This is a genomic window from Acidobacteriota bacterium, assembly GCA_016716715.1.
In the GTDB taxonomy this organism is placed as follows: domain Bacteria; phylum Acidobacteriota; class Thermoanaerobaculia; order UBA5066; family UBA5066; genus Fen-183.
The window spans coordinates 77,264-100,646 of sequence record JADJVE010000004.1 but is presented as its reverse complement, the minus strand read 5'-3'; the positions used below and the strand labels follow the sequence as shown (position 1 = coordinate 100,646).

Genomic DNA, 23,383 nt, shown 5'->3' with positions numbered 1-23,383 from the left:
GGCGCCCGGTACGCGCTGAAGCCTGTTTAGATGGCCTGCGCCCCAAGAACGTCCATTTCCGGCAAGCGCTGCTCGTCCTCGGCCGTGGCGATGCGCACGGCGCCGCCGTGGCCGTGTCCTGCGGCCAAGATGAAGCGTGAGTCTAGGACAGTGGGTGCCAAAGGAGTGACCCGATGACCTGGCCAGATGCGCCGAAACGGTTGCGAGCGGAAATGGCAAACACGCCGGTGTAGGCATAGGAGGGTGGGTCCGGCCGTTAAAGATGCCGCGGAGGGCTATGTTCTGAGCGCCGGGACGCCACAGGACCGAGACGTCGATGTTGAACGCGATCCGGGATGTTTGGGGTTCCGATCATGTCCCTCCGTGAACAGGCACGGCGCACAGCTGGTTAAGCCGCCTAACTAGTATTCGACGTCAATCGCGGTGGTCATATCTAGGAACTCTTGCCCGAATTCAGGCCCAGGTTCCTATTAGTAGCCACCGGCCGGTGAGCAGATCTAGGAACCGTCATCAAGTACCCCCTACCGCCGCCTGACGGCGAGCTGGAAGGAGAGGTTCTCGAGGAAGAACGTCAGGTCGACGTTGCGCACGAACGTGCCCTCGGTCGGCGGGACCGAGACCGGCGCGAAGTTGAGGAGCGCCGGCACGCCGGCAGCCGCGAGCAGGCGCGCGACCTCGAGGGCGGCCTCGGCCGGAACGGCGAGGACGCCGATGTCGGCCTTCATTTCGCCAGCCTGTTTCGGCAGCTCCGCGATGTCGAGGATCGGAACGCCCGTCCGCGAGCGGCCGCCCACCTTGCGGCCGTCGACGTCGAAGAGCGCCGCGACCTTGAAGCCGTCTACGTTGAAGTTGCGCGAGTCCGCGAGGGCCTGACCGAGGTTGCCCGCCCCCGCGATGACGACGGTGCGCGTCTTCGCGAGGCCCATGAGCTCCTTGAGCTTCGCCTTGAGGTCCGCGACGCGGTAGCCGACGCCGCGCACGCCGAACTCGCCGAACTGCGCGAGATCCTTGCGGATCTGCGCCGGGTTCATCCCGAACCGCTCGGCGAGCTGGTACGAGGAGACCGTGTGGACGCCCTGGGCCTCGAGGGCGCGCAGCCCGCGGAGCACCAGGGACAGACGCTCACTCGTGGGGGCGGCGACCCCGTCGGGACGGTCCCAGGATTTCTCGGACATCGTCAGCGGCCGAGAAGGGCCGCCGCGGCCTGGCGGGCCACATCGAGGAGGGCGCGCGGGAACACGCCCCAGAGGAGCATGAGCGCCGCGGTGAGGAGGAACGCCGCTCCGGAAAGGACGTCGTCCGGCACGAGGGAGACTTCGCGCACCGGTTCCTTCATCCAGAGGTGGTAGACGACGCGCAGGTAGTACCCCACGGACACGAGGCTGCCGAAGACGCCGATGATCGTCAGCGGGACGAGGCCGCCGTCGACCGCGGCGCGGAAGACGAGGAGCTTGCCGATGAACCCGACCGTGGGCGGGAGGCCGGCGAGCGAGAGCATCGAGAGCGTCAGAACCGTGGCGGCGAGCGGCTTGCGCCTCCCGAGGCCCGCGAGATCCGACAGGACCTTCGGCTCGTTCTCGCCGGACGACAGCGCCGCGATGGCGAGGAAGGCCGCCGCGTTCGTCACGAGGTAGCCCGCGAGGAAGACGCCGGCGCCCTCGAGGGCACTCGTCGTGAACGTGGCGAGAGCGATCGTCACGTATCCCATCTGCGCGATGCCCGAATACGCGAGCATGCGCTTCAGGTCGCGCTGCGAGAGAGCCACGATGTTCCCGAAGAGAATCGAAAGCACCGCGAGGATCGCGAGGAGCGGCCGCCACGGGTCGCCGAGCCCGGCGGGGAAGAGCGCGTGGAGGACCCGGGCGAGGACGAGCACCGCGCCCGCCTTCGGAGCCGTCGACAGGAAGGCGACGGCGGGCGTCGTCATGCCCTGGTAGACGTCCGGAGCCCACCCGTGGAACGGGACGAGAGCGATCTTGAAGGCCAACCCGGCGACGACGGCGAGGATGCCGGCCGCGAGCATCGTGTCGAACGCCACGAGCCCGGGCGTCGACGCGAGGCCCTGGATCTTCGCGAACGACGTCGTCCCGAGGCGCCCGTAGATCGTCGCGACGCCGTAGAGGAGGAACGCCGACGCGAGGGCGCCCATGAGGAAGTACTTCATCCCCGCCTCGGTCGCGGCCGGGTTGTCGCGGTACCAGGCGGCGAGGACGTACAGGCAGAGCGACATCAGCTCGAGGCCGATGAAGACGACGAGGAGGTCCCCTCCGCGCACCATGAGGATCAGTCCCGCCGCGGCGAAGAGCAGGAGGGCGTAGAACTCTCCCTGGTCGCGCTTGTCGCGCTCGAGCGCGGCGGCGCCGCCGAGGATGGCGAGCGCCACGGCCCCGAGGGCCACGAGCTCCATGTAGCGCGTGAAGCCGGTGACTTCTACGGCGCCCGAGAAGAACGTCCCCGTCACGTCGCGGCCCGCGAGGTTCGCGATCGCGAGGGACGCGAGGGCGACATACGGCAGGAACGACCGCAGGGGGCGGGCGAAGGCGTCCAGGAGAAGGATGAGCGTCGCCGCGAGGCACAGGACCATCTCGGGCGCGACGGCGGCGAAGTCCGCTCCGGTGACGTGCAGGAAGCCGGTCATCGGGCGGCCTCCGCCGTGGGGACCGCCGACGTCGCGGCGGGCTTCTGCAGCGACCTCACGGAGCCGTCCACGAGGTTCAGGAGCGGCCGCGGGAAGACGCCGAGGAGGACGATCAGGACGATGAGCGGGAAGGCGCCCGCGAGCTCCCAGCCGTTGATGTCCGTCAGGGTTCGGTTCGCGGGGACCGTCTCGGGGCCCCAGAAGACCTTCTGGACGAGCGTGAGGAGGTAGATCGCGCCGAGGACCATTCCGGTGGCGGCGATCGCGGCCCAGACGATGTTGACCTGGAAGACGCCGCCGAGGATCAGGAACTCGCCGATGAAGCCGTTCAGGCCCGGGAGGCCCACGGAGCCGAGCGTGGCAACCACGAACAGCGTCGTGGTCACGGGAACCCGCGCCGCGATGCCGCCGTAGTCGGCCATCTCGCGCGTGTGGCGCCGCTCGTAGAGGACGCCGACGAGGAGGAAGAGGAGGCCCGTCGTGAGGCCGTGGCCGATCATCTGGAAGATCGCCCCGGAGAGCGCGGCGCCCGTCCCGGCGACGATGCCGAGGACGACGAGCGCGAGATGGCTCACCGACGAGTACGCGACGAGCTTCTTCATGTCCTTCTGGGCGGCGGCGACCCACGCGCCGTAGACGATCCCGATGAGGGCGAGGACGGCGATGAACGGTCCGTACCGGGCGGCGGCGTTCGGGAAGAGCGGCCAGGCGAAGCGCAGAAGGCCGTACGTCCCGAGCTTGAGGAGGACGCCGGCGAGGATGATCGAGCCGCCGGTGGGCGCCTCGACGTGCGCGTCGGGCAGCCACGTGTGGAGCGGCCAGAGCGGGACCTTCACGAGGAACGCGAGCGCGAACGCGCCGAAGAGGAGCGCCTCGACGCCCGGTGTGAGGCCCCACGCGCCCGACGACGCGGCACGGGTCCAGTCGAGGAGCGAGAAGCTCTGGACGCCCGTCGTCCGGGTGTGCACGCCGGCGGCGTACAGGATCGCGATGAACATCAGCAGCGAGCCCGCCATCGTGAAGAGGAAGAACTTCATCGTGGCGTAGATGCGCCGCTTGCCGCCCCAGATCCCGATGATGAAATACATCGGGATCAGCATGACTTCCCAGAACACATAGAAGAGGAGGACGTCGAGGGCGACGAGGCTGCCGAGCATGCCCGTCTCGAGGACGAGGAATGCGGCGACGTAGCCCTTGAACCGGTCGATCTTCTGCCCGCACGCCACGAGCAGGACCGAGACCGTGAGGACCGTCGTCAGGAGAATCAGCGCGACGGCGAGCCCGTCGACGCCCATCTGGTAGCGGATGCCGAAGCGTGGGATCCACGGGCGGTCGATCGCGAAGCCCGCGATGCCGGGGGCCGCCGCGTCGAAGCCCCGGAGCATGACGACGCTGACCGCGAACGTGAGGAGCGAGGTCGCGAGGCCGACGACCTTCGCGGCCGTCTTCGACTCCCCGGGCACGAGCGCGAGGACGAGCGCCCCGAGCGACGGGAGGAAGACGAGCGTCGTGAGGAGGTCGGCGCCGAGAGGCTGGAGGTTCATGGCGCTACCTCACCCACACGTACAGAACGAAGACGAGCGCGCCCAGCGAGAAGGCGAGGGCGTAATTGCGGACGTGGCCGGTCGTGAAGAAGCGCATGAGGTCGCCCGCGAGCTCGACGAGGAACGCCGAGGCGTTCGCGATGCCGTCGATGAAGAGGGCGTCGAACCCGCGCCAGAGGAACGTGCCGATCTTCCGGAAGGGATTCAGGACGAGCGCCTCGATGCCCTCGTCCACGTTCCACTTGTTCGCGACGAGGCGGCCGAGCGCGCCGGTCTTCGCGAAGAAGGCAGCGGCCTGCGGGGAAACGGCCTCGACCGGGCCGGAGGCCTTGCGATACCAGGAGAGGGCCAGCCCGATGCCCCCGAACGCAACCGCGAGGGACAACGCCATGAGGCCGATCTCGGCCCCGTGCGACATCTCGTGCATCTCGGGGTGGGCGACGGACGCCTCGAGGAAGCGGCCGATCAGGTCGGAGCCGCCGAGCGCCGCCGGTACGCCGACGAGGCCGGCGACGACGGAGAGGCCGGCGAGGATCCAGAGCGGCACCGTCATCGTGGCCGGGCTTTCGTGGGCGTGCTCGTGGGCGTGGTGGTCGCCGCGCGGCGAGGACCAGAACGTCATCGAGACGAGGCGGAACATGTAGAAGGCCGTCAGGAAGGCCGTGAAGAGCCCGACTGCGAAGAGGCCCCAGTGGCCGGAGGCGGCCGCCGAGCCCAGGATCATGTCCTTCGAGAAGAAGCCCGCGAGCGGCGCGATGCCCGCGATGGCGATCGTCGCGACGAGCATCGTCCGGAACGTCTGCGGAATGCGCGCAGCCAGCCCGCCCATCTTCCGCATGTCCTGCTCGTGATGCATGGACATGATGACCGAGCCGGATCCGAGGAAGAGGCAGGCCTTGAAGAATGCGTGCGTGAAGACGTGGAACATGCCCGCCGAGAACGCGCCGACGCCGCATGCGAGGAACATGTAGCCGAGCTGCGAGACCGTCGAGTAGGCGAGGACCTTCTTGATGTCGTTCTGCGCGAGGCCGATCGTCGCCGCGAAGATCGCCGTGCCCGCGCCGATCCACGCGACGAGCGTCAGGGCGTCGGGCGCGAGGACGAAGACGGCGCTGCAGCGCGCGACGAGGTAGACGCCGGCCGTGACCATCGTGGCGGCGTGGATGAGGGCCGAGACCGGCGTCGGGCCGGCCATGGCGTCCGGCAGCCAGACGTACAGTGGGACCTGCGCGCTCTTGCCGCACGCCCCGAGGAACAGGAGGAGGCAGACGACGTAGACGGAGATGTGCGACCCGGGCGCGAGCGCCGCGCGCTTCGCGAGCTCGACGAACGAGAAGTCGGCCGTCCCGAAGAGGGCGAAGATCCCGAAGATCCCGAGCACCATGCCGAAGTCGCCGATCCGGTTCGCGACGAACGCCTTCTTGCCGGCGGCGGCCGCGAAGTCCTTGTCGTAGTAGTAGCCGATCAGGAGGTACGAGCAGAGGCCGACGCCTTCCCAGCCCACGAAGAGGAGCGGGAGGTTGTCCGCGAGGACGAGCGTGAGCATCGCGAACATGAAGAGGTTCAGGTACGCGAAGAAGCGTCCGTAGCCTTCCTCGTCCTGCATGTACCCGACGCTGTAGACGTGGATGAGCGTCCCGACGAACGTGACGAACGAGAGCATGAGCGCCGAGAGCGCGTCGAGGCGGAACGCGACGTCGACGGAGTAGTCGCCCGCGGCCATCCACGTGTAGACGTGCTGGACGACGGGGGCGAGGCCCTCGTGGCTCTTCAGGGACTCGAGGACGTACGGGACGAGGGCCGCGAACGAGAGGACGGCCGCGAGGCCGACCGAGCCGACGCCGACGACGCCGTGGAACAGGCGCTGGAAGTAGGGGAGGCGGACCTTCGGCTGGTCGGCGCCGCGCTCCGCCTCCGAGCGGGCGCTCGCGAAGAGAAGCGCGACGAGGCCGTTCAGAAGGAATCCCGCGAGGGGGAGGACCGGAATGAGCCAGAGCTGGTTCATGCGCGGCCTACCACTTCAGCAGCGCGATCTTGTCCACGTCCACCGTGCGGCGGGCGCGGAAGAGCGCGACGAAGATCGCGAGCCCGATCGAGGCCTCGGCGGCCGCGATCGCGATCACGAAGAAGACGATCATCTGTCCCGCCATGTCGCCGCGCATGCGCGCGTACGTGAGGAACAGGAGGTTGACGGCGTTCATCATCAGCTCGATCGACAGGAAGATCGAGAGAGCGTTTCGCTTGAGCAGCGCGCCGGCGAGGCCGATCGCGAAAAGCAGGGTTCCGACGACGAGGTACGCGCCGGGGGGCACGGCCATCGGGACGACGCCGGGCAGGACGCCGGTCATTCGAACCTCCTCTTCGAGAGGAGGAGCGCGCCGACCGCGGCCACGAGGAGCAGGAAGGAGAGCGCCTCGAACGCGAGGAGGTAGTCGGAGAAGAGGAGCCGGCCGATCGTCGGGATCTCGTCGGCGAGCGGCGTCAGAGCGGGGGCGGCGCCCTTCGGCATCGGCGCCCGGAGGGCCGCGCCGGACAGGAGGCCGCCGAGGCCGAGCGCGGCCACGAGCCCCAGCCAGCGCTGGACGGGTCGGGTGTCCTCCTCGGTCGCTTCCTGGCTCAGGTTGAGCAGCATGATGACGAAGAGGAAGAGGACGAGGATGGCGCCGGCGTAGACGAAGATCATGAGGACCGCGATGAACGGCGCCGCGAGCTGGATCGAGAAGATCGCGAGGCCCATGAACGTCACGACGAGCGAGAGGACGCTCCTCACGGGCGTCTTCTGGACGACCATCGCGAGGGCGAACCCGATCGCGAGCACGGATGCGATCGTGAAGACGACGAGCTCTCCGCTGAGGGCCGGCATCAGATCACCTTCAGGAGCACGAGCGCCCCCGTCCAGAGGAGGTTGAGGAGCGAGAGCGGCAGCAGGGCCTTCCAGCCGATGTCCATGAGCTGGTCGAACCGGAAGCGGGGAAGGGTCCAGCGGACCCACATGAACAGGAAGATGAAGCACATCGTCTTCGCGAAGAAGACGACGACCGACAGGAGGCCGCCGAGGAGCCCGGCGTGCGGGAGGAACGGGAGAGACCAGCCGCCGAAGTAGAGCGTCGCCATCATCATCGAGGAGGCGACGAGGTTCAGGTACTCGGCCATGAAGAACGCGCCGAACCGGAAGCCCGAGTATTCCGTGTGGTAGCCCGCGACGAGCTCGGCTTCGGCCTCGGGAAGGTCGAAGGGAATGCGGTTCGTCTCGGCGAACGCCGCGATGATGAAGATGATGCAGCCGAGCGGCTGGGTGAAGCAGTTCCAGAGCGGCAGGAACCCCAGGAACGTGCCGCCCGCCTGGTATTCGACGACGCGCGTGAGGCGCAGGGAGCCCGCCGCCATGAGCGTCGCGATCGCGGCGAGGCCCATCGAGAGCTCGTAGCTGATGACCTGCGCGGACGAGCGGATGCCGCCCATGAGCGCGAACTTGTTGTTCGACGCCCAGCCCGCGAGGACGAGGCCGTAGACGCCGACCGAGGTGAGCGCGAAGACGTACAGGATCCCGATGTTCACGTCCGCGACGACGAGCGGAATCTCGCGGCCGAAGAGCGGAATCTTCGAGCCGAAGGGGATGACGGCGAACGTCGCCATAGCCGGAACGAGCAGGATGAACGGCGCGAGCGTGTGCAGGACGCGGTCCGCGTAGAGCGGGACGACGTCCTCCTTCATGAACATTTTCAGGGTGTCCGCGATGGCCTGCAGGAGGCCGAACGGACCGACGCGGTTCGGGCCCGGGCGGTCCTGGATGAGGCCCGCGACGCGGCGCTCCATCCAGATGAGGTTCGGGAGCATGGCCGCGAGGACGACGCCCCAGATGAAGGCGATCTTGCCGGCTCCCTCGAGGGCGGCCGAGAGCGTCGGGCTCACGGCTTGCGATCCGGCGCCGCGACGGACGGGCGCGTGAAGACCTCGACGTCGGCGTCCTTGTTCAGGCCGATGGCGTCGTAGGCGGCGGCGGGAGAGATGGACGGCGGGTTGCCGACGAGGTCGTCGGAATCCCAGTCGAGGCCGGCGTAGCCGGAGACGGACGCCTTCATGCGGTCGAAGACGTCGCGGGCGGTCCACTGCGTGTCGAAGGCGCCGTATTTCGCGCCGAGGTGCAGGAAGATCTCGAGGCTCGTGCGGACGATGGGCGGCGCGAGGATCGCGAGGTCGACGCGCTGCACGCGGCCCTTTGCGTTCACGAACGTGCCCTCCGTCCCGGCGAGCGACGCGACCGGCAGGACGATGTCCGCCGCGTCGGTCAGCGCGTTGCGCTTGCGGGCGTGGACGATGAGGACGGACGCCTGCCGAAGGAGGGAAACAAAAGCAGGGTCGTTCGCCTTCTCCGTGAATTCGGCATCCGTAATGTAGAGAACCGAAGGAGAAGAGGAAGATTTCTTTGAAAGTAGGAGGGACAGGGGCGTCGTCCCGTCTTCTTTGGCGCGCTTCAGGCCGGCCGCTTCGCAGCCTCTGCTGTTGGGGGCCGCCTCGGTTCCGTAGAGCCAGCCGTCCTTCTTGTTCCGGATGCGCCTCCTGGGCCCGATGTCCACGGTGAACTCGGGTGCATTCACCTTCAGAGAATCCTTGCAGAGCGTGGCGAGAAGCCAGGCCTCCTCGGTCGTGAGGAAGGCGGACCCGAGGACTCTTACACTCGAAGAAATCTTCTCTTTGGCTCTCTCTTCTTCCCGTGCCTTCTCGATCGCAGTCTTCACCGCGTCGAGCGCCTCGCCCCAGTTCGTCCGCTTTCTCTCCGTGCCTCCCGCGACCCGGATCTCGGGCTTCGTGAAGTCGAGCTCGTTGAGCTGCTCGGCGCGGAAGCGGCCGTAGTCGCAGAGCCAGTAGTCGTTCACGGCGGGCTGGACGCGGGGCGTGTAGCGGTAGACGACGCCGTCCCGGTGCTCGATCGAGAGGCTGCAGCCGATCTCGCAGCCGTCGCAGATCGAGCGCGTCTTGTCGAGCCACCACACGCGCTTGCGGAACCGGAATTCCTTCGTCGTGAGCGCGCCGACCGGGCAGACGTCCGCGGCGCAGCCCGACAGGTCGTTGTCGAGCGCCTTGCCCTCGTGCGTCCAGACGATCGTGTGGCCGCCGCGCTCGATGAACGTGAGCTCGCCGGTCTCGGTGATCTCCTGGCAGAAGCGGATGCAGCGCGTGCACTGGATGCAGCGCGTCATGTCCGCGATCACGTGGGGGCCGATCTCCGTGCGGTCGTAGCCCGGGAACTGGCGGCGCGGCTCGGACGTGCGCGAGACCGGCAGGCCGCCGGCGACGGCGTTGTCCTGCAGCTTGCACTCGCCGGCCTGGTCGCAGATGGGGCAGTCGAGCGGGTGGTTGATGAGGAGGAACTCCATCGTGGCGTTGCGCGCCGCGAGGGCCTTCTCCGTCGAGGCCTTGATGACCATCCCGTCGCGCACGGGCACCGTGCACGAGGCCTGGATCTTCGGCACGCCCTCGACCTCGACCATGCACATGCGGCACTGGCCGACGATCGAGAGCGCCGGGTGGTAGCAGAAGTGGGGGATGTCGACGCCGGCGGCGCGACACGCCTCGAGGGCGTTCGCGTCGTTCGGGACTTCGACGGTCTTCCCGTCGACGGTTACTTTCGCCATCAGGAATGCATTCCTGCGGCCGTGCGGTCCGCGATGGCCGCGGTGATGTCGGAAGAGGCGGCGGTTTCGAATCCCGGCTTTGTCGATTTCTCGATGTACGCCTCGAACTCTCCGCGGAACTTCGTGATTCCCGAGATCACCGGCGCGATGGCGGCGTCGGCGAAGACGCAGATCGTCATGCCGTTGCCCATCTGGTTCGAGATCTGGAGGAGGAGGTCGAGGTCGGTCTTCTTGCCCTCGCCGTTCACGATGCGCCGGAGCATCTTGAGGAGCCACGGCGTGCCCTCGCGGCAGGGCGTGCACTGGCCGCAGGACTCGTGCGCGTAGAACTTCGCGATGTTCGTGACGGCCTTCGGGATGTCGGTCGTCTCGTCCATCACGATGATGGCGGCCGACCCGAACATCGACTTCGCGGCCGCGATGCCGTCGAAGTCCATCGGGATTCCCGCGATCTCGGCGGCCGTGAGCATCGGCGCCGACGAGCCGCCGGGGATGACGGCTTTCAGTTTCCGCCCGCCGCGCACGCCGCCCGCCATCGCGAGGAGCTGCTCCCACGGGATCCCGATCGGAGCCTCGTAGACGCCGGGTTTCTCGACGTGGCCCGAGACGGCATAGAGCTTCGGCCCGGTGTTCTTCTCGTTGCGCCCGACGCCCTTGAACCAGTCCGCGCCGCGGTCGACGATGTGCTTGACGCAGCAGAGCGTCTCGACGTTGTTGACGACCGTCGGGCAGCCCCACACGCCGGACACGGCGGGGAAGGGAGGCTTGATGCGCGGGTGGCCACGCTTGCCCTCGAGGCTCTCGATGAGCGCCGTCTCTTCGCCGCAGATGTACGCGCCCGCGCCGCGGTGGACGGTGATCGTGAGGTCGACGCCGGAGCCGAGAATGTCCGTCCCGAGGAAGCCCTTCGCGTGCGCCTCCGCGATCGCCGCGTTGAGGTACTCGGCGCCGTGGACCATCTCGCCGCGGATGTAGATGTACGCGTGCTTCACGTCGAGGGCGAAGCTCGCGAGCATCATCCCCTCGAGGATCTGGTGCGGGTCCTGCTCGATCAGGAGCCGGTCCTTGAACGTGCCGGGCTCGGACTCGTCCGCGTTGCAGAGAAGGTAGACGGGCTTTTCGCCGCGTTTCTCCTTCGTCGGCACGAACGTCCACTTCAGGCCGCACGGGAAGCCGGCGCCGCCGCGGCCGCGGAGGCCCGAGGCCTTGACCATGTCCGTCAGCTTCGCGGGCGTCCACTCGCCGGACTTCGCGCCGGCGAGGACGTTTTTCCAGGAGGCGTAGCCGCCGTCGGCGACGTAGCCGTCGATCGCGCGCGAGTCCGGCTTGCCGAGGCGGGCGAGAAGGACGGGAGGAATCGTGTCGAGTCCGCTCATCGCCTCAGCCCAGACCCTTCAGGAACGCGTCGAGGTTGTCCTTCGTGATCACCGCGTAGTCGTCGTCGTTGACCATCACGGCCGGCGCCTTGTCGCACTGGGCGAGGCACTCGACCTCGATCACCGTGTACTTGCCGTCCTTCGACGTCTCGCCGGTCTTCAGGCCGCCGAGCCGCTTCTTGCACTCGTGGAACACCTCTTCGGCGCCGTTCAGGTGACACGAGATGGACGTGCAGACCTGGATGAGGTGCTTGCCGACGGGCGCGCGGTTGTACATCGTGTAGAAGGTCACGACTCCCCACACGAACGCGGGCGCGAGGCCGAGCAGTGAGGCGACGGCGTCCACGGCCTCGCGCGAGATCCAGCCCCATTCCTTCTGGGCGAGCCAGAGGGTCGGGAGGAGCGCGGCCTGCTTCGTCGGATAGCGGGTGAGGAGGCGGTCGAGCTCGGCGCGCGCTTCCTTCGAGAAGGAGAGGGCCTTTCCGCAGGAAAGGGCGCCGTGCTCGCCCGTGCGGGGGAGTCCGGCCTGCTCGGCTACGGGGACGTTCGCTCCGCCGCTCACATCATTTCCAATCGAAGGCGCCCTTCTTCCAGAGGTAGCCGAAGCCGAGGAAGAGCACGACGACGAAGACGAGCATCTCCACGAAGACGGCCATGCCGCCCTCGCGGAACACGACCGCCCACGGGTAGAGGAACGCGGCCTCCACGTCGAACAGGATGAAGATCATCGCGACGATGAAGAACTTCACGCTGATCCGCTTGTGGCTGTCGTCGAGGAGGGGCATGCCGCTCTCGTAGGGGGAGAGCTTGCGTTTCGTCCTCACTTTGCGGCCGAGGACGTAGTTCAGGCCGAGGAGCAAGGCTCCGACGCCCATGGCGCCCACGAGCATCATCAGGATCGGAAGGAAGGCCAGCGGGCTGCCCATTCGTCGCTCGTGATACTTTTCACAAACAGGGCTCTCCCGTCAATCCCCAACCGTGATGTTCGACAAGATTTCCGGAGAGTTTCGCCCCGCCGCGCTCGTGCCCGCCTTCCGCTGCGCCTCGACGGTTGGCGGCGTGGTCGCGGGGCTGAAGAGCGTCGTCCCGGAGGTCCTGGTCGTGGACGACGGGAGCGGCGACGGCACCGCCGACGCGGCCCGCGCCGCTGGAGCCCGCGTCCTCGTCCGACCCGCGAACGGGGGGAAGGGTTCGGCCCTGAGAGACGGACTCGCCGTGCTCCTGAACGAGCCCGTGTCGCACGTCGCGTTCGTGGATGCGGACGGCCAGCACGATCCGGCCGACTTGCCGGCCCTCCTTTCGGCCGCGAAGGGCGGGGCGGACTTCGTCATCGGGTCGCGCCTGAAAGACACGGCGACGATGCCCGCGAAGAACTACTGGGCGAACACCATCGGCGACAAGGTGCTGGGCCGCATGACGGGCCTGCCCGTCGAGGACGGCCAGTCGGGCTACCGCGTGATTACGGCGGATCTCCTCCGGACGCTCAACCTCCGCGCCGAGCGGTATTCAATCGAGAACGAGATCCTCATCAAGGCCGCGCCTCGCGTCCGCCGCTTCGCCGCGGTGCCCGTGAAGACGATCTACGGCGTGCGCTCGCACTACCGTCCGTTCCGCGACACGTGGATCACGTCCTGGCTTTCCGTGTATTACAAGACGCTCGATTCCGACGCGTCATAATCCGGGCGTGCCCGTCTCCCCGATCCTGACCGTCGACGTGGAGGACTGGTTCCACGTGTGCGGGCACGCCGCCTACTCCGACCCCGCGACGTGGGCCGCGCGCGAGAAGCGCGTGCACGTCGGGACGGACCGGATCCTCGACATTCTCGCCGGGACGGCGTCGAGGGCGACGTTCTTCGTCCTCGGCTGGGTGGCCCGCCAGAGCCCGGCGCTCGTGAAGCGGATCGCCGCGGCCGGGCACGAGATCGGCTGCCACGGCGACACGCACCGCCGCGTCTTCGAGATAACGCCCGCGGAGTTTCGCGACGAGATCCGGCGGAGCCGCGACACGCTCCAGGAGATCGTCGGCAAGCCCGTCACCGCCTTCCGCGCCCCGGAGTGGTCGATGCTGAAGGCCGACAATCCGGCGCTCGCCGTCCTCGTCGAGGAAGGCTTCACGGTCGACTCGTCCCTGACGACGGCGCCGCCCGTCGGAGACCCGGCGAACCCGGCGCGCCCGACGGTTCTCGAGACGCCCGCAGGGCCCATCCTCGAAGTCCCACCCCTGATGGGGACGTTCTTCGGGCAGCGCGCGCTGTGGGGCGGCGGCGTGTGCTCGCGTCTGACGCGCGAGAGCCGCGTCGAGGAGGCGATCGAGCAGTCGCTTTCGGCGGGGATTCCGCCCGTCCTCTACGCGCATCCGTGGGAATTCGACCCCGAGCATCCGGAGATGCCGGGCCTCTCGACCGTCCAGCGCCTCGTCCACTTCGCCGGGCGCGGGCGGACGGAAGCGCGCTGGGGGCGCTGGCTGAAGCGTTGGACGTTCGCGCCCATCTCGTCCGCGAGAGTCGAAGAGGAAGAAAAGAAAGAAAAGATTTCTTTGAAAGTGAAGAGAGAAGAGAGAAGAGGAGCCGCCGCATGACCGCGGCTCGCGTTTCCGGGGAGGGCCACGCCTTCCACGGCGCCACGTTCGGCGCGCTGTTCCCCGGCCAGCTCAGCGAGAAGCCGGGGATGGGCGAGGCGCTGGCGGCGCGCTTTGAATATGTCTCTTCACTATTCGAAGAGATCTCTCTTCGGTCCGGAATCTCCATCGGCGCGACGTTCTTCGGCGCGGGGTCCGACTCACTTCACGACGACAAGCCCGCCCAGGTCGGCGTCTTCGCCGCTTCCCTGGCTGCGCTCGAGGTCCTTCGGCGCGAGCACGGTCTCGTGCCGGATGCGTCCTGCGGGTACAGCCTCGGAACGTACGCGGCGTTCGTCGCCGCCGGCTGCCTCTCGCGCGAGGCGGCCCTCGACGTCCTGCTCGAAGCCGAGCGGCTCCTGTCCGAGGCGCGCGCGAGCGGCGACGCGGACGGGACGATGGGCTTCGTGATCGGCCTCGGGCGGCCCGATGTCGAGGCGGCCCTCGCGGGCGTCTGCCCGGACCTCTCCCGGCTCGCCATCGCGACGGAGAACGCGGCGGCGCAGTTCGTCCTGACGGGGGAGCGGGATCTGGTCGAAGAGGCCCTCGACCTCCTGCGGCCGCGGGCGCTGAAAGCGGAAATGCTCAGCATCGGCTTCCCGATGCACTCGAGAAGCCTCGAATCCGTAACCGAGAGATTGAAGAACTTCTTAGAAGGTGGTGTGAGGGTGGGGCAGCCCCGCGCTGCTCTCTATGCCCCCATGCTGGGGCGGCGGGTGGCCGACGGCGCGGAGGCTGCATATGTTCTTTCTAAGCAAATCTCTCTTCCATCTCTGTTTTCTCCGACTCTTTCGTCGATGAGGGCGGCCGGCATCCACCGCTTCGCCGAAGTCGGCCCCGGTGACGTGCTGACGCGTCTCGTCCGCTGGACGCTGCGCGACGCGATCGTCGCGCGGCCGTCGCTCGAGCGGCCGGAGGACGTGCACGTCTTCGCCGCCACCGTCGTGCCTGCCGGCCCGCATCGGGTGCCGGCCCCGGTGATCCCGTGACGGACGCCCCGCGCGCCCGCGTTGCGCTCGTGACCGGCGCCTCGAGGGGCATTGGCCGCGCCGTCGGCGAGCGCCTCGCGGCCGACGGGTACCACGCCGTCCTCACGTACCGCGCGGACGCCGCTGGCGCCGAGGCGGCCGTCGAGGCGATCCGCGCCGCGGGCGGCAGCGGGGAAGCCGTGAAGTGCGACGTGACGTCCGCCGCGGACATCACGGCGCTCGCGGACCGCCTCGACAAGGAACGCGAGGGGATCGACGTCCTCGTGAATAACGCGGCCGTCCTGAAGAACGGCCTCTTTGCTCTCATGCCGGACGCGAACTGGAACCTCGTGATGGACACGGCCCTCGGCGGGACGTACCGCACGACGAAGGCGTTCGTGCGCGGCATGCTGAGGCGACGCTGGGGGCGCATCGTGAACGTCTCGTCCCTCGCGGCCTTTTCGGGCAGCGCGGGCCAGACGAACTACTCGGCGGCCAAGGGCGCGCTCGTCGCGTTCACGAAGTCGCTCGCGGCCGAGGTCGGGCCGTTCGGCGTCACCGTCAACGCCATCGCCCCGGGCTTCGTCGAGACCGAGATGATCTCCTTCCTCGGGAAGGAAGCCCGCGAGGACTTCCTGAAGCGCGTCCCGGTCCAGCGCTTCGGCCGCCCGGAGGACATCGCGCCCTTCGTCTCGTTCCTGTGCACGGACGGCGCCGCTTACCTCACGGGGCAGACCGTCCGGATCGACGGCGGCTTCGTCGGCTGAGCCTGATATTCTCGAAGATCCGGTTTCCACCGGCACGGGAGAAGAGACGTTGTCATCAGAGGACTTGAAGCCACGCGTGAAGGAATTGATCGTCCGGCAGCTGAAGCTGGACGTGGACCCGGCCTCCATCAAGGACGACACCCCCCTCTTCGGGGACGCCGACGGCGGACTCGGCCTCGACTCCATCGACGCGCTCGAGCTCGTGCTCGGCGTGGAGAAGGAGTTCGGGATCAAGGTGCAGGACGAAGAGGTCGGCGTGAAGGCGTTCGCCTCCGTGAACGCCCTCTGCGAGTTCATCCGCGCGAAGGCCGCATGACGTTCCAGCCCCTCCCGCACGTCTTTCCGTTCCGCTTCGCCGACGCGGTCGTCGCGTCCTCGGGCCGGGCGGAGGGCCGCGTGCGGGTCATGGTGACGGCGGGGGCGCAGGCGTCGCAGGGCGGGCCGCTCGCGGCGACGCTCTACGGCGAGCTCATCGCGCAGTCGGCGCTCCTCCTCGAGGGCGGAGACGCGGACCTCGGCCGCCGGGGATTCCTCGCCGGGATCTCGGACCTCGTCGCCGTCCGGCAGGCCGTCCCGGGAGACGTTTTCGACGTGGACGTGGCTGTCGCGGGCCGCTTCGGCGACTCGGTGAAGTTCGACGGACGGATCTCCGACGCCGCGGGCGCCGAGATCGCGCGCGGCTCGATCGTGGTGCGGCACGGGAGTGCGGCGTGACCCCCGACTCCGGCACGTTCCCGCGCGATTCGGGCCTCTTCGCGAAGAAGAAAGTGCTTCTCGCGGGCCCGCCCGCGGGCCTCCTCCGGGGCGGAGCGTCGGTCCTCTCGCTCGCGGGCTACGCCGTGCGCGTCGCCGAGAGCGTCGAGGAGCTCGAGGCGCTCGTGCCCGAGAAGATCCCCGACCTCGTCATCTTCGACGCCTCGTTCCCTCCGGACGGCGGCGTCGGGGCCTGCCGGCGGCTGCGTGAGAAGGCGCACTGGCGCGCCGTCTCGATGATGCTCGTCGTGCCGGCCGGGATGCCGCACCTCGAGGAGGCGCTCGTCCCCGGCATCAACGACTTCATGCTCGCCCCGTTCCCGGCCGACGAGCTCCTCGACAAGGCGAGCCGCCTCACGCTCATCCCGGCCCGGCGCGAGGTCAACACGATCGCCCGCGTCACGAGCGAGGGCTCGCTGAAGCTCGGAAAGATGCTGAACGTTTCGTCCAACGGCGTCCTCGTCGAGATCGAGACGCCCATCCCGATCGGCCGCGCCGTCACGCTCGAGTTCTTCCTGCCCGACGACCCCAAGCCCCTGAGGGCCTCGGGCAAAGTGGTGAGGCGCACGAACGACCTCGATCATTTCCACCCCGCGTTCGGGATCCGCTTCACGGAGATCGGCGAGGTCGACCAGGTCCGCATCGACGGCTACGTCGCCGAGCGCGAGCGGGCCGGCTTCCGGCGCTAGGGAATTGACGGGGCCTTCGGGCCCGCTTATTCTCCTCGCCCGCGCGAAAGTGGCGGAATTGGTAGACGCGCAAGGCTCAGGACCTTGTAGCCCTTACCGGCTGTGGGGGTTCGAGTCCCCCCTTTCGCACCAGCCTGAACGAACGGCCCCGCCTCACCGGCGGGGCTTTTCGTTGCGCAACCTGCCCCCCGGCGCCCGGGGCAGGAGAAGGGCGGGTCCCCCGGACCTCAGTCGGGGAGCATGACGACGAGGAAACGCTCGCCTCTCCAGAACGCCTCGGCGTCGGCGACCTCGAGCTTCGACGTCTTCGCGTCCGCATCGACGATCCGGTAGCTCTCCTTCGGCTGCGCCGTCACGACGCGGATGCTCTTCGCGGGCGCCGGGATCTCGACGAAGAGGTCCCGCGTCACGTCCACCTCGCGGAAGACGTCCGGGTCGAAACGGCCTGTCTGCGTCCACGCCCCGCCGAGGCCCGCGCGTGCGACGACGCCCTTCTGCGCGAGCGTGCGCTTCGAAGCGACCGCGACCCAGGCCGTGTTCGCTTCCTTCGTCTTGCGGGCGAGCCGCGCCTCGCCGTCGCGCAGGGCGGCGTCCTTCTCCTTCAGGCTCGCCGCCTGCGTCTTCACGGCGAGGGAGAGGTCGCGGACGCGCGCGTCGAGGTCCTTCACGAGGGCGTCCTTCGCCTCGAGTGACCGGCGCAGCTCTCCCGTCTGCCTCTCTAGAGTCGCGGTCTTGAGGCCGCTCTCGGCGCTCTGCGCCTCCAGCCGGGCGAGCTTCGCGAGGTTCTCGCGGACGGCATCCCGGATCGTCCGGACCTCGGTCCGCAGCTCCTCGCGCAGGGTCGCCGAGGCCCGGCCCTCCCTGGCGACGCGGATCGACGTGCGGACCGCGGCGAGCTCCTGGCCGCGAATCTCCTGGAGGCCGTTCTGAACCTCGAGGAGCGCCACCTCGAGCTCGCGCGTCTGGACGTTCTTCGCCTCGAGGGCGTCGGAGACACGGCGGTTCTCCGTCGCCAGGTATTTCTTCTCCGAGACGAGCTGTGCGTGCTCCGTTCTGGAGCCGCAGCCGCCGGCGACGAACGCGGCGGCCGCCGTGACGGCGATCGTTGCGGCGCCCAACATCCTGATGGGGCTGGAGATGTCGTTGGGTTTTCTCATGGCGTCCTCCTCGTGCAACCCCGGAATCGCAAAGGGTGTACCGGCCTTGAGGCGGGTTTGTCCGTCTCCGTGGTAGCCTTGTCCCGGTTGAGCGCGGCATCGGGCATCCCGCCCGGAATCGCCAGCTCGACCAGAAATTCCCTGCCCAGAGTCATTTAGGCTTGAAACGGCCGGGTTCGAGACCCTCTTCATGAACCCCAATCAGATCCGTGAAGCGGCCCTTTCGGCTCTCAAGCCGAGGGGCCAGCGCGTCCTTCCCTTCAACGACCTTGCCCGCAAGGTCTTCGGCCTCGCTCCCACCGCGGCAGACGAGGACGATCTGCGCGCCGTCGTCGCCGACCTCGAGCGGCGCGGCGAGATCGTGCGCGTGCGCGGCGAGAAGCTCTCCCTCATCGAGTTCACCGACTTTCAGGCCGGAACGCTCGCCGTACGCGGCGAGGGCCGCGCGTTCCTCCTCTCCGGAGTGCCCGGAGTTCCGGACACACCGGTGACCGGACTCGCCAGCGCCCTCGACGGGGACGTCGTCCTCGTCCGCGTCGAGGCGGCCAAGGCCGCGCCGAAGTCGAAGGGCGGCCGCGCGCCGCGGTTCGACCCGCGCCCGACCGGGACGGTCGTCAAGGTGCTCGTCCGCCGGCGCGAGACGGTCGTCGGCAAGCTCGTCCGCGGGCCGGAGGGGACGTTCGTCGTCCCGTTCGACCGGAAGATCGACGCGCGCCTCGCGGTGCCGGACGGCAAGGACCTGAACGCGCCCGACGGGATCTTCGTCGAGGCCCGGATCATCGCGTGGCCCGACGACAAGCGCCTCGCGCTCGCCGAGGTGACCGACACGATCGGCTTCGAGGGCGACGCCGGCGTGGACGTCGAGGTAGTGGCCCGCAAGTGGGGGATCCCGCGGAAGTACCCCGAAACCGTGATCGCGGAGGCCGAGGCCTCCGTGCGCGAGGTGGGCGAGGGCGAGCGGCGCGAACGCACGGACTTCACGGCCCGCACGATCGTGACGATCGACGGCGAGACCGCGCGCGACTTCGACGACGCGATCGAGGCCGAGCAGCTGCCGAACGGCGGCTTCCGCATCGGCATCCACATCGCGGACGTTTCGCACTACGTCCCGGTCGGGAGCGCGCTCGACGCCGAGGCGTACGAGCGCGGCACATCCGTCTACTTCCCGGACCGCGCGATCGCCATGCTCCCCGAGCGCCTTTCGAACGACCTCTGCTCGCTGCGCCCCGACGAGGAGCGCCGCACGGTGTCGGCGGTCCTCACGCTGGACAAGCACGGGGAGACGGTGAAGAGCGAGTTCTACCGCTCGCTCATCAAGTCACGCGCGAGGCTTACATACAACGAAGTCGGGGATTTCCTAGAAAAGGAAGAGGGGCAGAGGCGCGACGGCGCGCCAGCCTTCCCTCCTCAAGAAGTTTCTTCTCCCTTCCCGAGTGGGGTCGCGCAGCGCGCGGCGCATGCGCTGCAGTCGCGGCGCGTGCGCCGCGGGTCTCTGGACTTCGACCTGCCGGACTCGGACGTCATCCTCGGCGAGGAAGGCGAGGCCGTCGCGATCCTCAAGGCCGTGCGGAACGAGGCGCACCGGCTCATCGAGGAGTTCATGCTCGCGGCCAACGAGGCCGTGGCGCGTCACCTCGTGTTCGTGCCGACACCCGCGCTCTACCGCGTCCACGACCGCCCCGACGAGACGCGCCTCGCGGCGCTGCGCGTCGTCCTCGGCCCCCTCGGCTACGACCTGCCGGAGGATGAGGAGGAGGTCACGCCCGCGACGTTCCAGGCCATCCTCGACCAGGCGCAGGGCAAGCCCGAGGAGCGCTTCGTGGACGACCTCGTCCTGCGCTCGCAGAAGAAGGCCCTCTACTCCGAAGACTGCCGCGGGCACTACGCGCTCGCGGCCACGTACTACGCGCACTTCACGTCCCCGATCCGGCGCTACCCGGACCTTCTCGTCCACCGCGCGCTCGTGGAGTGGATCGCGGCCCGCCGCGCCCCGCGGCCCGAAGAGGCCGAGGGCCGCACGCGCTGGTTCAAGGAAGCCGCGCTGCACTGCTCGTCGCGCGAGCGGCGCGCCGAGTCCGCCGAGCGCGAAGCGATCTCGTGGAAGAAGTTCGTCTTCCTGAGCAAGCGCGTGGGCGACGAGTTCTGGGCGTACGTCTCGGCCGTCGTCGGCTTCGGTCTCTTCGTGACGCTCGAGGACATTTACGTCGACGGCCTCATCCCGATCTCGTCGCTCCAGGACGACTTCTACCGGTTCGAGGACGTCGAGCACCGCCTCGTCGGCGCCTCGACGGGGCGCGTCTTCCGCCTCGGCGACCGGCTGCGCGTCAAGCTCGTGAAGGCCGACTCCGAGAAGCGCGGCCTCGACTTCGTCCCGGTGGGGGCGAGCGCGGGCCCGAAGAGCGCGAGCCGCGTCGAAGCGCTCCAGCACCACGCGCGCAAGCCGGCTCCGCGCCGCGGCGCCTCGCCAAGGCGGGGCCCCGCCCCGCGCAGGCGGCGCTGATGGCCGCCTTCAAGGTCGTCCTCGTCGGGCGCCCGAACGTCGGGAAGTCCGCGCTTTTCAACCGCCTCGCCGGCGAGCGGCGGGCGCTCGTCCACGACCAGCCGGGGATGACGCGCGACGCGCTCGCGGTCGTCGCGAAGACGCCGAGCGGCCGCGCCTACGAGCTCGTCGACACGGGCGGGCTGGACCTCGACGCCGCGGGCGGGTTCGCGGCGTGGACCAGCGACCGGACGCTCTCGACCGTCGTCGACGCCGACCTCCTGATCTTCGTCCTCGACGGCGTATCGGGCCGGCTGCCGGAAGACGAGAGAATCGCCCAGCGGCTGCATGCGCTCGGCAAGCCGGTTCTGGTGGCCTGGAACAAGATCGACGCGAAGTCCGCTGCGAACTCGACGGCGGACGGGTACCAGCTCGGCTTCCCGCAGGTCGTGGGGGTCTCGGCGCTGCACGGCACGGGCGCCGACGAGATCTTCGACGCCATCGAGGCCGCCGTCCCGCCCGACCTCGACCCCGACACCCGCACCGAACCGCTGCCGATCGCGATCGTGGGCCGCCCGAACGTGGGAAAGTCGTCCATCGTGAACGCGCTCCTCGGCCGCGACCGCGTGATGGTGTCCGAGATCGCCGGAACCACCCGGGACGCGATCGACTGCCGGCTGTCCGTCAACGGCCGCGAGTACGTCCTCGTCGACACGGCCGGAATCCGCAAGAAGGGCCGCACGACCGACGCCCCCGAGGTGCTCTCGGTCGTGGCGGCGCGCAAGTCGATGGAGCGCGCCCGGCTCGTCGTCATCGTCTTCGACGCCGGCGACGGCATCACGGCGCAGGACGCCCACATCGCGGGCTACGCCGAAGAAGCGGGCCGCGGCCTCCTCCTCGTCGCGAACAAGTGGGACCTCGTCGAGAAGGACCACGAGAAGGTCCGCGAGATGAAGCAGGACGTCGTGAGGCGGTTCGTGTTCCTGCGCAACGCGCCGTTCCTCCCGATCTCCGCCCTGACGGGGAAGGGCGTGGGGCGGATCCTGACCGAGGCGGACGCGCTCGCGAAGCGCTTCGCGACGCGCATGTCCACCGGCGAGCTGAACCGCGTCCTTCAGAAGGCGTTCCAGCGCGAGCTGCCCAAGGGGCGCTCGGGCCGGGAGCTCCGGATCCGCTACGCCGTACAGGTCGCCTCCGAGCCGCCGCTCGTGCGGCTCTTCGCGGACCGGGCCGAGGCGCTGCACTTCTCGTTCGAGCGCTTCCTGCAGAACCGGATCCGCGAGCACTGGAAGCTGGACGGCGTCCCCGTGAAGTTCATCGTCAAGCCCGGGGACGAAAAGCGAGAGGGAAAGAAAGAGAAATAATCCGAAAATCCGTGCTAAAAACGGATTGCAGATGGCCGAAGCGAACGGTTCCGGCGGCGAAACTCGTTACAAGATCGGGGATGTCTGCCGCATCGCGGACGTTCAGCCCTACGTGCTCCGCTACTGGGAGTCCGAGTTCCCGGTCCTCGCACCCGACAAGTCCATTCCCGGCCCCCGCACGTACAGCGCGCGCGAGCTGAAGCTCATCGAGCAGATCAAGCGTCTGCTCTACGACGAGGGCTACACGATCGCCGGCGCCAAGAAGCGCCTCGAGAGCGAGGGGAGCGGGAAGGCCGAGTCGAAGGACGCCGGCGCGGACACGAATCCCGCGGTCGCGCCGATTCCCGAGGCGCCGAAGCCCGCGAAGGCCGAAAAACCACGCCCGCCCCGTCCCCCGAAGGCCGCCGCGCCGACGTTCACCGAAGCCTCGGCCGTCGAGCTGCCCGCGCCGGAAACCACGCAGCCCATCGAAGTTCCCGCGGCCGTTCCGCTGGCCCCGGCGGACGACCGGGTGCCGCGCGCCGTGGCCGAGCTGCAGGAAATCCTCGCCCTTCTCTCGCGGTCCGAGCCCTGACCGCGCCCCCCTGAGACGGGGCGTTTTCCCGCTCAACCTGCCTCTCCATGAGGCAGATGAACTATGGCTGCGCGGCGCCCGCCTCCCGATCCTTGCGCCATGGGCGCACAAGCGGTCCTTCCCCCCCTCGGAAGCGTGAAGCCGCAATGATGACCATAACGGTAATGTTATTTGCGGCCGGAATCTCCATGGGGATCGCCGGCGCGCTCGCGTGGGCGTGGGGCGTCCGCAGCGGACAGTTCCGCGACCTCGAGAAAACCAAGGAACAGCTTTTCTGGCCCGATCTCGCCGACGACGGCGGCGACGGGAAAGGTCCGAACACCGAACCGCGGAGGCGGACATGACGAAGCCGACCGAGGCCAAGCCGAGCATGACGATGAGCCGCCGGAGAGCGCTGACGATCACGAGCGTCGTCTCCCTCTTCGGCGCGAACGCGGTCGCCGTGTTCTCGAACCTGCTCTTCTTCAAGCCGCGCGTCACGTACGGCGAGCCCTCGCGCTTTCGCATCGGGAAGCCCGAGGCCTATCCGCCCGGGACGCGCCTCCCGATGACGCGCCAGCGCGTCACGATCGTGCGGACCGAGGCCGGCATGTGCGCGATCTCGAACACGTGCACGCACCTCGGCTGCGTGATTGCGACGACCGAGATCGGCTTCGACTGCCCCTGCCACGGCAGCCGGTTCGACGCCGAGGGGACCGTGCTCGGCGGCCCGGCGCCGCGGCCCCTGCCTTGGTTCCGCATTGCGCTCTCGCCGAACGGCGAGCTCGAGGTCGACACGGCCGAGGCCGTGCCCGCCGGAACGTTCCTGAAGGTCTGAGGCG

Annotated in this window: 24 protein-coding genes and 1 tRNA gene; 13 read left to right on the top strand and 12 right to left on the bottom strand. The window is 68.8% G+C overall.

The window, feature by feature from the left end:
- Positions 1-521: 521 nt before the first annotated feature.
- The 11 genes from IPL89_07730 to ndhC all read right to left on the bottom strand — a co-directional run bounded on the left by IPL89_07730 (position 522) and on the right by ndhC (position 12,120).
- Positions 522-1,109 (bottom strand): redox-sensing transcriptional repressor Rex, encoded by a 588-nt coding sequence (locus IPL89_07730; protein MBK9063069.1) that lies wholly within the window; start codon positions 1,107-1,109, stop codon positions 522-524.
- A 68-nt stretch (positions 1,110-1,177) separates the two neighbouring features.
- Positions 1,178-2,638 carry an NADH-quinone oxidoreductase subunit N gene (locus IPL89_07725; GenBank protein MBK9063068.1) on the bottom strand — a complete coding sequence of 487 codons (1,461 nt, stop codon included), beginning with the start codon at positions 2,636-2,638 and terminating at the stop codon, positions 1,178-1,180.
- Complete coding sequence (locus IPL89_07720; GenBank protein ID MBK9063067.1) at positions 2,635-4,182, bottom strand: NADH-quinone oxidoreductase subunit M; 1,548 nt, start codon at positions 4,180-4,182, stop codon at positions 2,635-2,637. Before IPL89_07720 ends, IPL89_07725 begins: the two co-directional genes overlap by 4 nt.
- 4 nt (positions 4,183-4,186) lie before the next feature.
- Entirely contained in the window at positions 4,187-6,187 is a 2,001-nt protein-coding gene (gene nuoL, locus IPL89_07715) for an NADH-quinone oxidoreductase subunit L (protein MBK9063066.1), read from the bottom strand.
- 7 nt (positions 6,188-6,194) lie between these two features.
- Positions 6,195-6,500, bottom strand: a complete 306-nt coding sequence (gene nuoK, locus IPL89_07710; protein ID MBK9063065.1) for an NADH-quinone oxidoreductase subunit NuoK — start codon at positions 6,498-6,500, stop codon at positions 6,195-6,197.
- A gap of 26 nt (positions 6,501-6,526) precedes the next feature.
- Positions 6,527-7,045, bottom strand: coding sequence for an NADH-quinone oxidoreductase subunit J (locus IPL89_07705; protein MBK9063064.1), 519 nt, complete (start codon positions 7,043-7,045; stop codon positions 6,527-6,529).
- Positions 7,045-8,019, bottom strand: coding sequence for an NADH-quinone oxidoreductase subunit NuoH (gene nuoH / locus IPL89_07700; protein MBK9063063.1), 975 nt, complete (start codon positions 8,017-8,019; stop codon positions 7,045-7,047). The genes IPL89_07705 and nuoH overlap by 1 nt, the downstream gene beginning before the upstream one ends.
- A gap of 71 nt (positions 8,020-8,090) precedes the next feature.
- On the bottom strand, positions 8,091-9,818 hold the full coding sequence (locus tag IPL89_07695) for a (2Fe-2S)-binding protein (GenBank protein MBK9063062.1): 1,728 nt from the start codon (positions 9,816-9,818) through the stop codon (positions 8,091-8,093).
- A complete protein-coding gene (gene nuoF / locus IPL89_07690) occupies positions 9,818-11,194 on the bottom strand; it encodes an NADH-quinone oxidoreductase subunit NuoF (protein MBK9063061.1) in 1,377 nt (458 codons plus the stop codon). The genes IPL89_07695 and nuoF overlap by 1 nt, the downstream gene beginning before the upstream one ends.
- 4 nt (positions 11,195-11,198) lie before the next feature.
- On the bottom strand, positions 11,199-11,756 hold the full coding sequence (nuoE, locus tag IPL89_07685) for an NADH-quinone oxidoreductase subunit NuoE (protein MBK9063060.1): 558 nt from the start codon (positions 11,754-11,756) through the stop codon (positions 11,199-11,201).
- 1 nt (position 11,757) lies between these two features.
- On the bottom strand, positions 11,758-12,120 hold the full coding sequence (gene ndhC / locus IPL89_07680; protein MBK9063059.1) for an NADH-quinone oxidoreductase subunit A: 363 nt from the start codon (positions 12,118-12,120) through the stop codon (positions 11,758-11,760).
- A 55-nt stretch (positions 12,121-12,175) separates the two neighbouring features.
- Between ndhC and IPL89_07675 the strand changes: the two genes are divergently transcribed.
- From IPL89_07675 to IPL89_07640, 8 genes are all read left to right on the top strand, one after another.
- The gene (locus IPL89_07675; GenBank protein MBK9063058.1) at positions 12,176-12,871 is read left to right on the top strand and encodes a glycosyltransferase family 2 protein; all 696 of its coding nucleotides are present in this window, start codon (positions 12,176-12,178) and stop codon (positions 12,869-12,871) included.
- Positions 12,872-12,878: 7 nt separating this feature from the next.
- Entirely contained in the window at positions 12,879-13,772 is an 894-nt protein-coding gene (locus IPL89_07670; protein MBK9063057.1) for a polysaccharide deacetylase family protein, read from the top strand.
- Positions 13,769-14,800, top strand: coding sequence for an ACP S-malonyltransferase (locus IPL89_07665; protein MBK9063056.1), 1,032 nt, complete (start codon positions 13,769-13,771; stop codon positions 14,798-14,800). The genes IPL89_07670 and IPL89_07665 overlap by 4 nt, the downstream gene beginning before the upstream one ends.
- Positions 14,797-15,546 carry a 3-oxoacyl-ACP reductase FabG gene (locus IPL89_07660; protein ID MBK9063055.1) on the top strand — a complete coding sequence of 250 codons (750 nt, stop codon included), beginning with the start codon at positions 14,797-14,799 and terminating at the stop codon, positions 15,544-15,546. Before IPL89_07665 ends, IPL89_07660 begins: the two co-directional genes overlap by 4 nt.
- Before the next feature lie 49 nt (positions 15,547-15,595).
- The gene (locus IPL89_07655) at positions 15,596-15,862 is read left to right on the top strand and encodes an acyl carrier protein (GenBank protein MBK9063054.1); all 267 of its coding nucleotides are present in this window, start codon (positions 15,596-15,598) and stop codon (positions 15,860-15,862) included.
- Complete coding sequence (locus tag IPL89_07650) at positions 15,859-16,260, top strand: hypothetical protein (protein MBK9063053.1); 402 nt, start codon at positions 15,859-15,861, stop codon at positions 16,258-16,260. Before IPL89_07655 ends, IPL89_07650 begins: the two co-directional genes overlap by 4 nt.
- Positions 16,257-16,988 (top strand): PilZ domain-containing protein, encoded by a 732-nt coding sequence (locus IPL89_07645; protein MBK9063052.1) that lies wholly within the window; start codon positions 16,257-16,259, stop codon positions 16,986-16,988. The genes IPL89_07650 and IPL89_07645 overlap by 4 nt, the downstream gene beginning before the upstream one ends.
- Before the next feature lie 43 nt (positions 16,989-17,031).
- Positions 17,032-17,120: transfer RNA gene (locus IPL89_07640), tRNA-Leu, on the top strand.
- Between the two features lie 95 nt (positions 17,121-17,215).
- Here IPL89_07640 and IPL89_07635 read toward each other — a convergent pair.
- Entirely contained in the window at positions 17,216-18,145 is a 930-nt protein-coding gene (locus IPL89_07635; protein ID MBK9063051.1) for a hypothetical protein, read from the bottom strand.
- 190 nt (positions 18,146-18,335) lie between these two features.
- Here IPL89_07635 and rnr point away from each other — a divergent pair, with 190 nt between their 5' ends.
- From rnr to IPL89_07610, 5 genes are all read left to right on the top strand, one after another.
- Entirely contained in the window at positions 18,336-20,645 is a 2,310-nt protein-coding gene (gene rnr / locus IPL89_07630) for a ribonuclease R (GenBank protein ID MBK9063050.1), read from the top strand.
- Complete coding sequence (gene der / locus IPL89_07625) at positions 20,645-21,988, top strand: ribosome biogenesis GTPase Der (protein ID MBK9063049.1); 1,344 nt, start codon at positions 20,645-20,647, stop codon at positions 21,986-21,988. Before rnr ends, der begins: the two co-directional genes overlap by 1 nt.
- Positions 21,989-22,019: 31 nt before the next feature.
- Positions 22,020-22,562: a MerR family transcriptional regulator gene (locus IPL89_07620; GenBank protein ID MBK9063048.1), complete on the top strand. Its 543-nt coding sequence runs from the start codon at positions 22,020-22,022 to the stop codon at positions 22,560-22,562.
- A 146-nt stretch (positions 22,563-22,708) separates the two neighbouring features.
- Positions 22,709-22,906 (top strand): cbb3-type cytochrome oxidase assembly protein CcoS, encoded by a 198-nt coding sequence (ccoS, locus tag IPL89_07615; GenBank protein ID MBK9063047.1) that lies wholly within the window; start codon positions 22,709-22,711, stop codon positions 22,904-22,906.
- A complete protein-coding gene (locus tag IPL89_07610; GenBank protein MBK9063046.1) occupies positions 22,903-23,379 on the top strand; it encodes a Rieske 2Fe-2S domain-containing protein in 477 nt (158 codons plus the stop codon). Before ccoS ends, IPL89_07610 begins: the two co-directional genes overlap by 4 nt.
- The last annotated feature ends 4 nt before the right edge of the window (positions 23,380-23,383 follow it).

What these genes read in the sequence shown, in the direction of transcription:
- IPL89_07725 (MBK9063068.1), bottom strand. Translation starts at nt 2,638, where the DNA reads ATGACCGGCTTCCTGCACGTCACCGGAGCGGACTTCGCCGCCGTCGCG.
- IPL89_07720 (MBK9063067.1), bottom strand. Translation starts at nt 4,182, where the DNA reads ATGAACCTCCAGCCTCTCGGCGCCGACCTCCTCACGACGCTCGTCTTC.
- nuoL (MBK9063066.1), bottom strand. Translation starts at nt 6,187, where the DNA reads ATGAACCAGCTCTGGCTCATTCCGGTCCTCCCCCTCGCGGGATTCCTT.
- nuoK (MBK9063065.1), bottom strand. Translation starts at nt 6,500, where the DNA reads ATGGCCGTGCCCCCCGGCGCGTACCTCGTCGTCGGAACCCTGCTTTTC.
- IPL89_07705 (MBK9063064.1), bottom strand. Translation starts at nt 7,045, where the DNA reads ATGCCGGCCCTCAGCGGAGAGCTCGTCGTCTTCACGATCGCATCCGTG.
- nuoH (MBK9063063.1), bottom strand. Translation starts at nt 8,019, where the DNA reads ATGCTCCCGAACCTCATCTGGATGGAGCGCCGCGTCGCGGGCCTCATC.
- IPL89_07695 (MBK9063062.1), bottom strand. Translation starts at nt 9,818, where the DNA reads ATGGCGAAAGTAACCGTCGACGGGAAGACCGTCGAAGTCCCGAACGAC.
- nuoF (MBK9063061.1), bottom strand. Translation starts at nt 11,194, where the DNA reads ATGAGCGGACTCGACACGATTCCTCCCGTCCTTCTCGCCCGCCTCGGC.
- ndhC (MBK9063059.1), bottom strand. Translation starts at nt 12,120, where the DNA reads ATGGGCAGCCCGCTGGCCTTCCTTCCGATCCTGATGATGCTCGTGGGC.
- IPL89_07675 (MBK9063058.1), top strand. Translation starts at nt 12,176, where the DNA reads ATGTTCGACAAGATTTCCGGAGAGTTTCGCCCCGCCGCGCTCGTGCCC.
- IPL89_07665 (MBK9063056.1), top strand. Translation starts at nt 13,769, where the DNA reads ATGACCGCGGCTCGCGTTTCCGGGGAGGGCCACGCCTTCCACGGCGCC.
- IPL89_07650 (MBK9063053.1), top strand. Translation starts at nt 15,859, where the DNA reads ATGACGTTCCAGCCCCTCCCGCACGTCTTTCCGTTCCGCTTCGCCGAC.
- IPL89_07635 (MBK9063051.1), bottom strand. Translation starts at nt 18,145, where the DNA reads ATGAGAAAACCCAACGACATCTCCAGCCCCATCAGGATGTTGGGCGCC.
- rnr (MBK9063050.1), top strand. Translation starts at nt 18,336, where the DNA reads ATGAACCCCAATCAGATCCGTGAAGCGGCCCTTTCGGCTCTCAAGCCG.
- der (MBK9063049.1), top strand. Translation starts at nt 20,645, where the DNA reads ATGGCCGCCTTCAAGGTCGTCCTCGTCGGGCGCCCGAACGTCGGGAAG.
- IPL89_07620 (MBK9063048.1), top strand. Translation starts at nt 22,020, where the DNA reads ATGGCCGAAGCGAACGGTTCCGGCGGCGAAACTCGTTACAAGATCGGG.
- ccoS (MBK9063047.1), top strand. Translation starts at nt 22,709, where the DNA reads ATGATGACCATAACGGTAATGTTATTTGCGGCCGGAATCTCCATGGGG.
- IPL89_07610 (MBK9063046.1), top strand. Translation starts at nt 22,903, where the DNA reads ATGACGAAGCCGACCGAGGCCAAGCCGAGCATGACGATGAGCCGCCGG.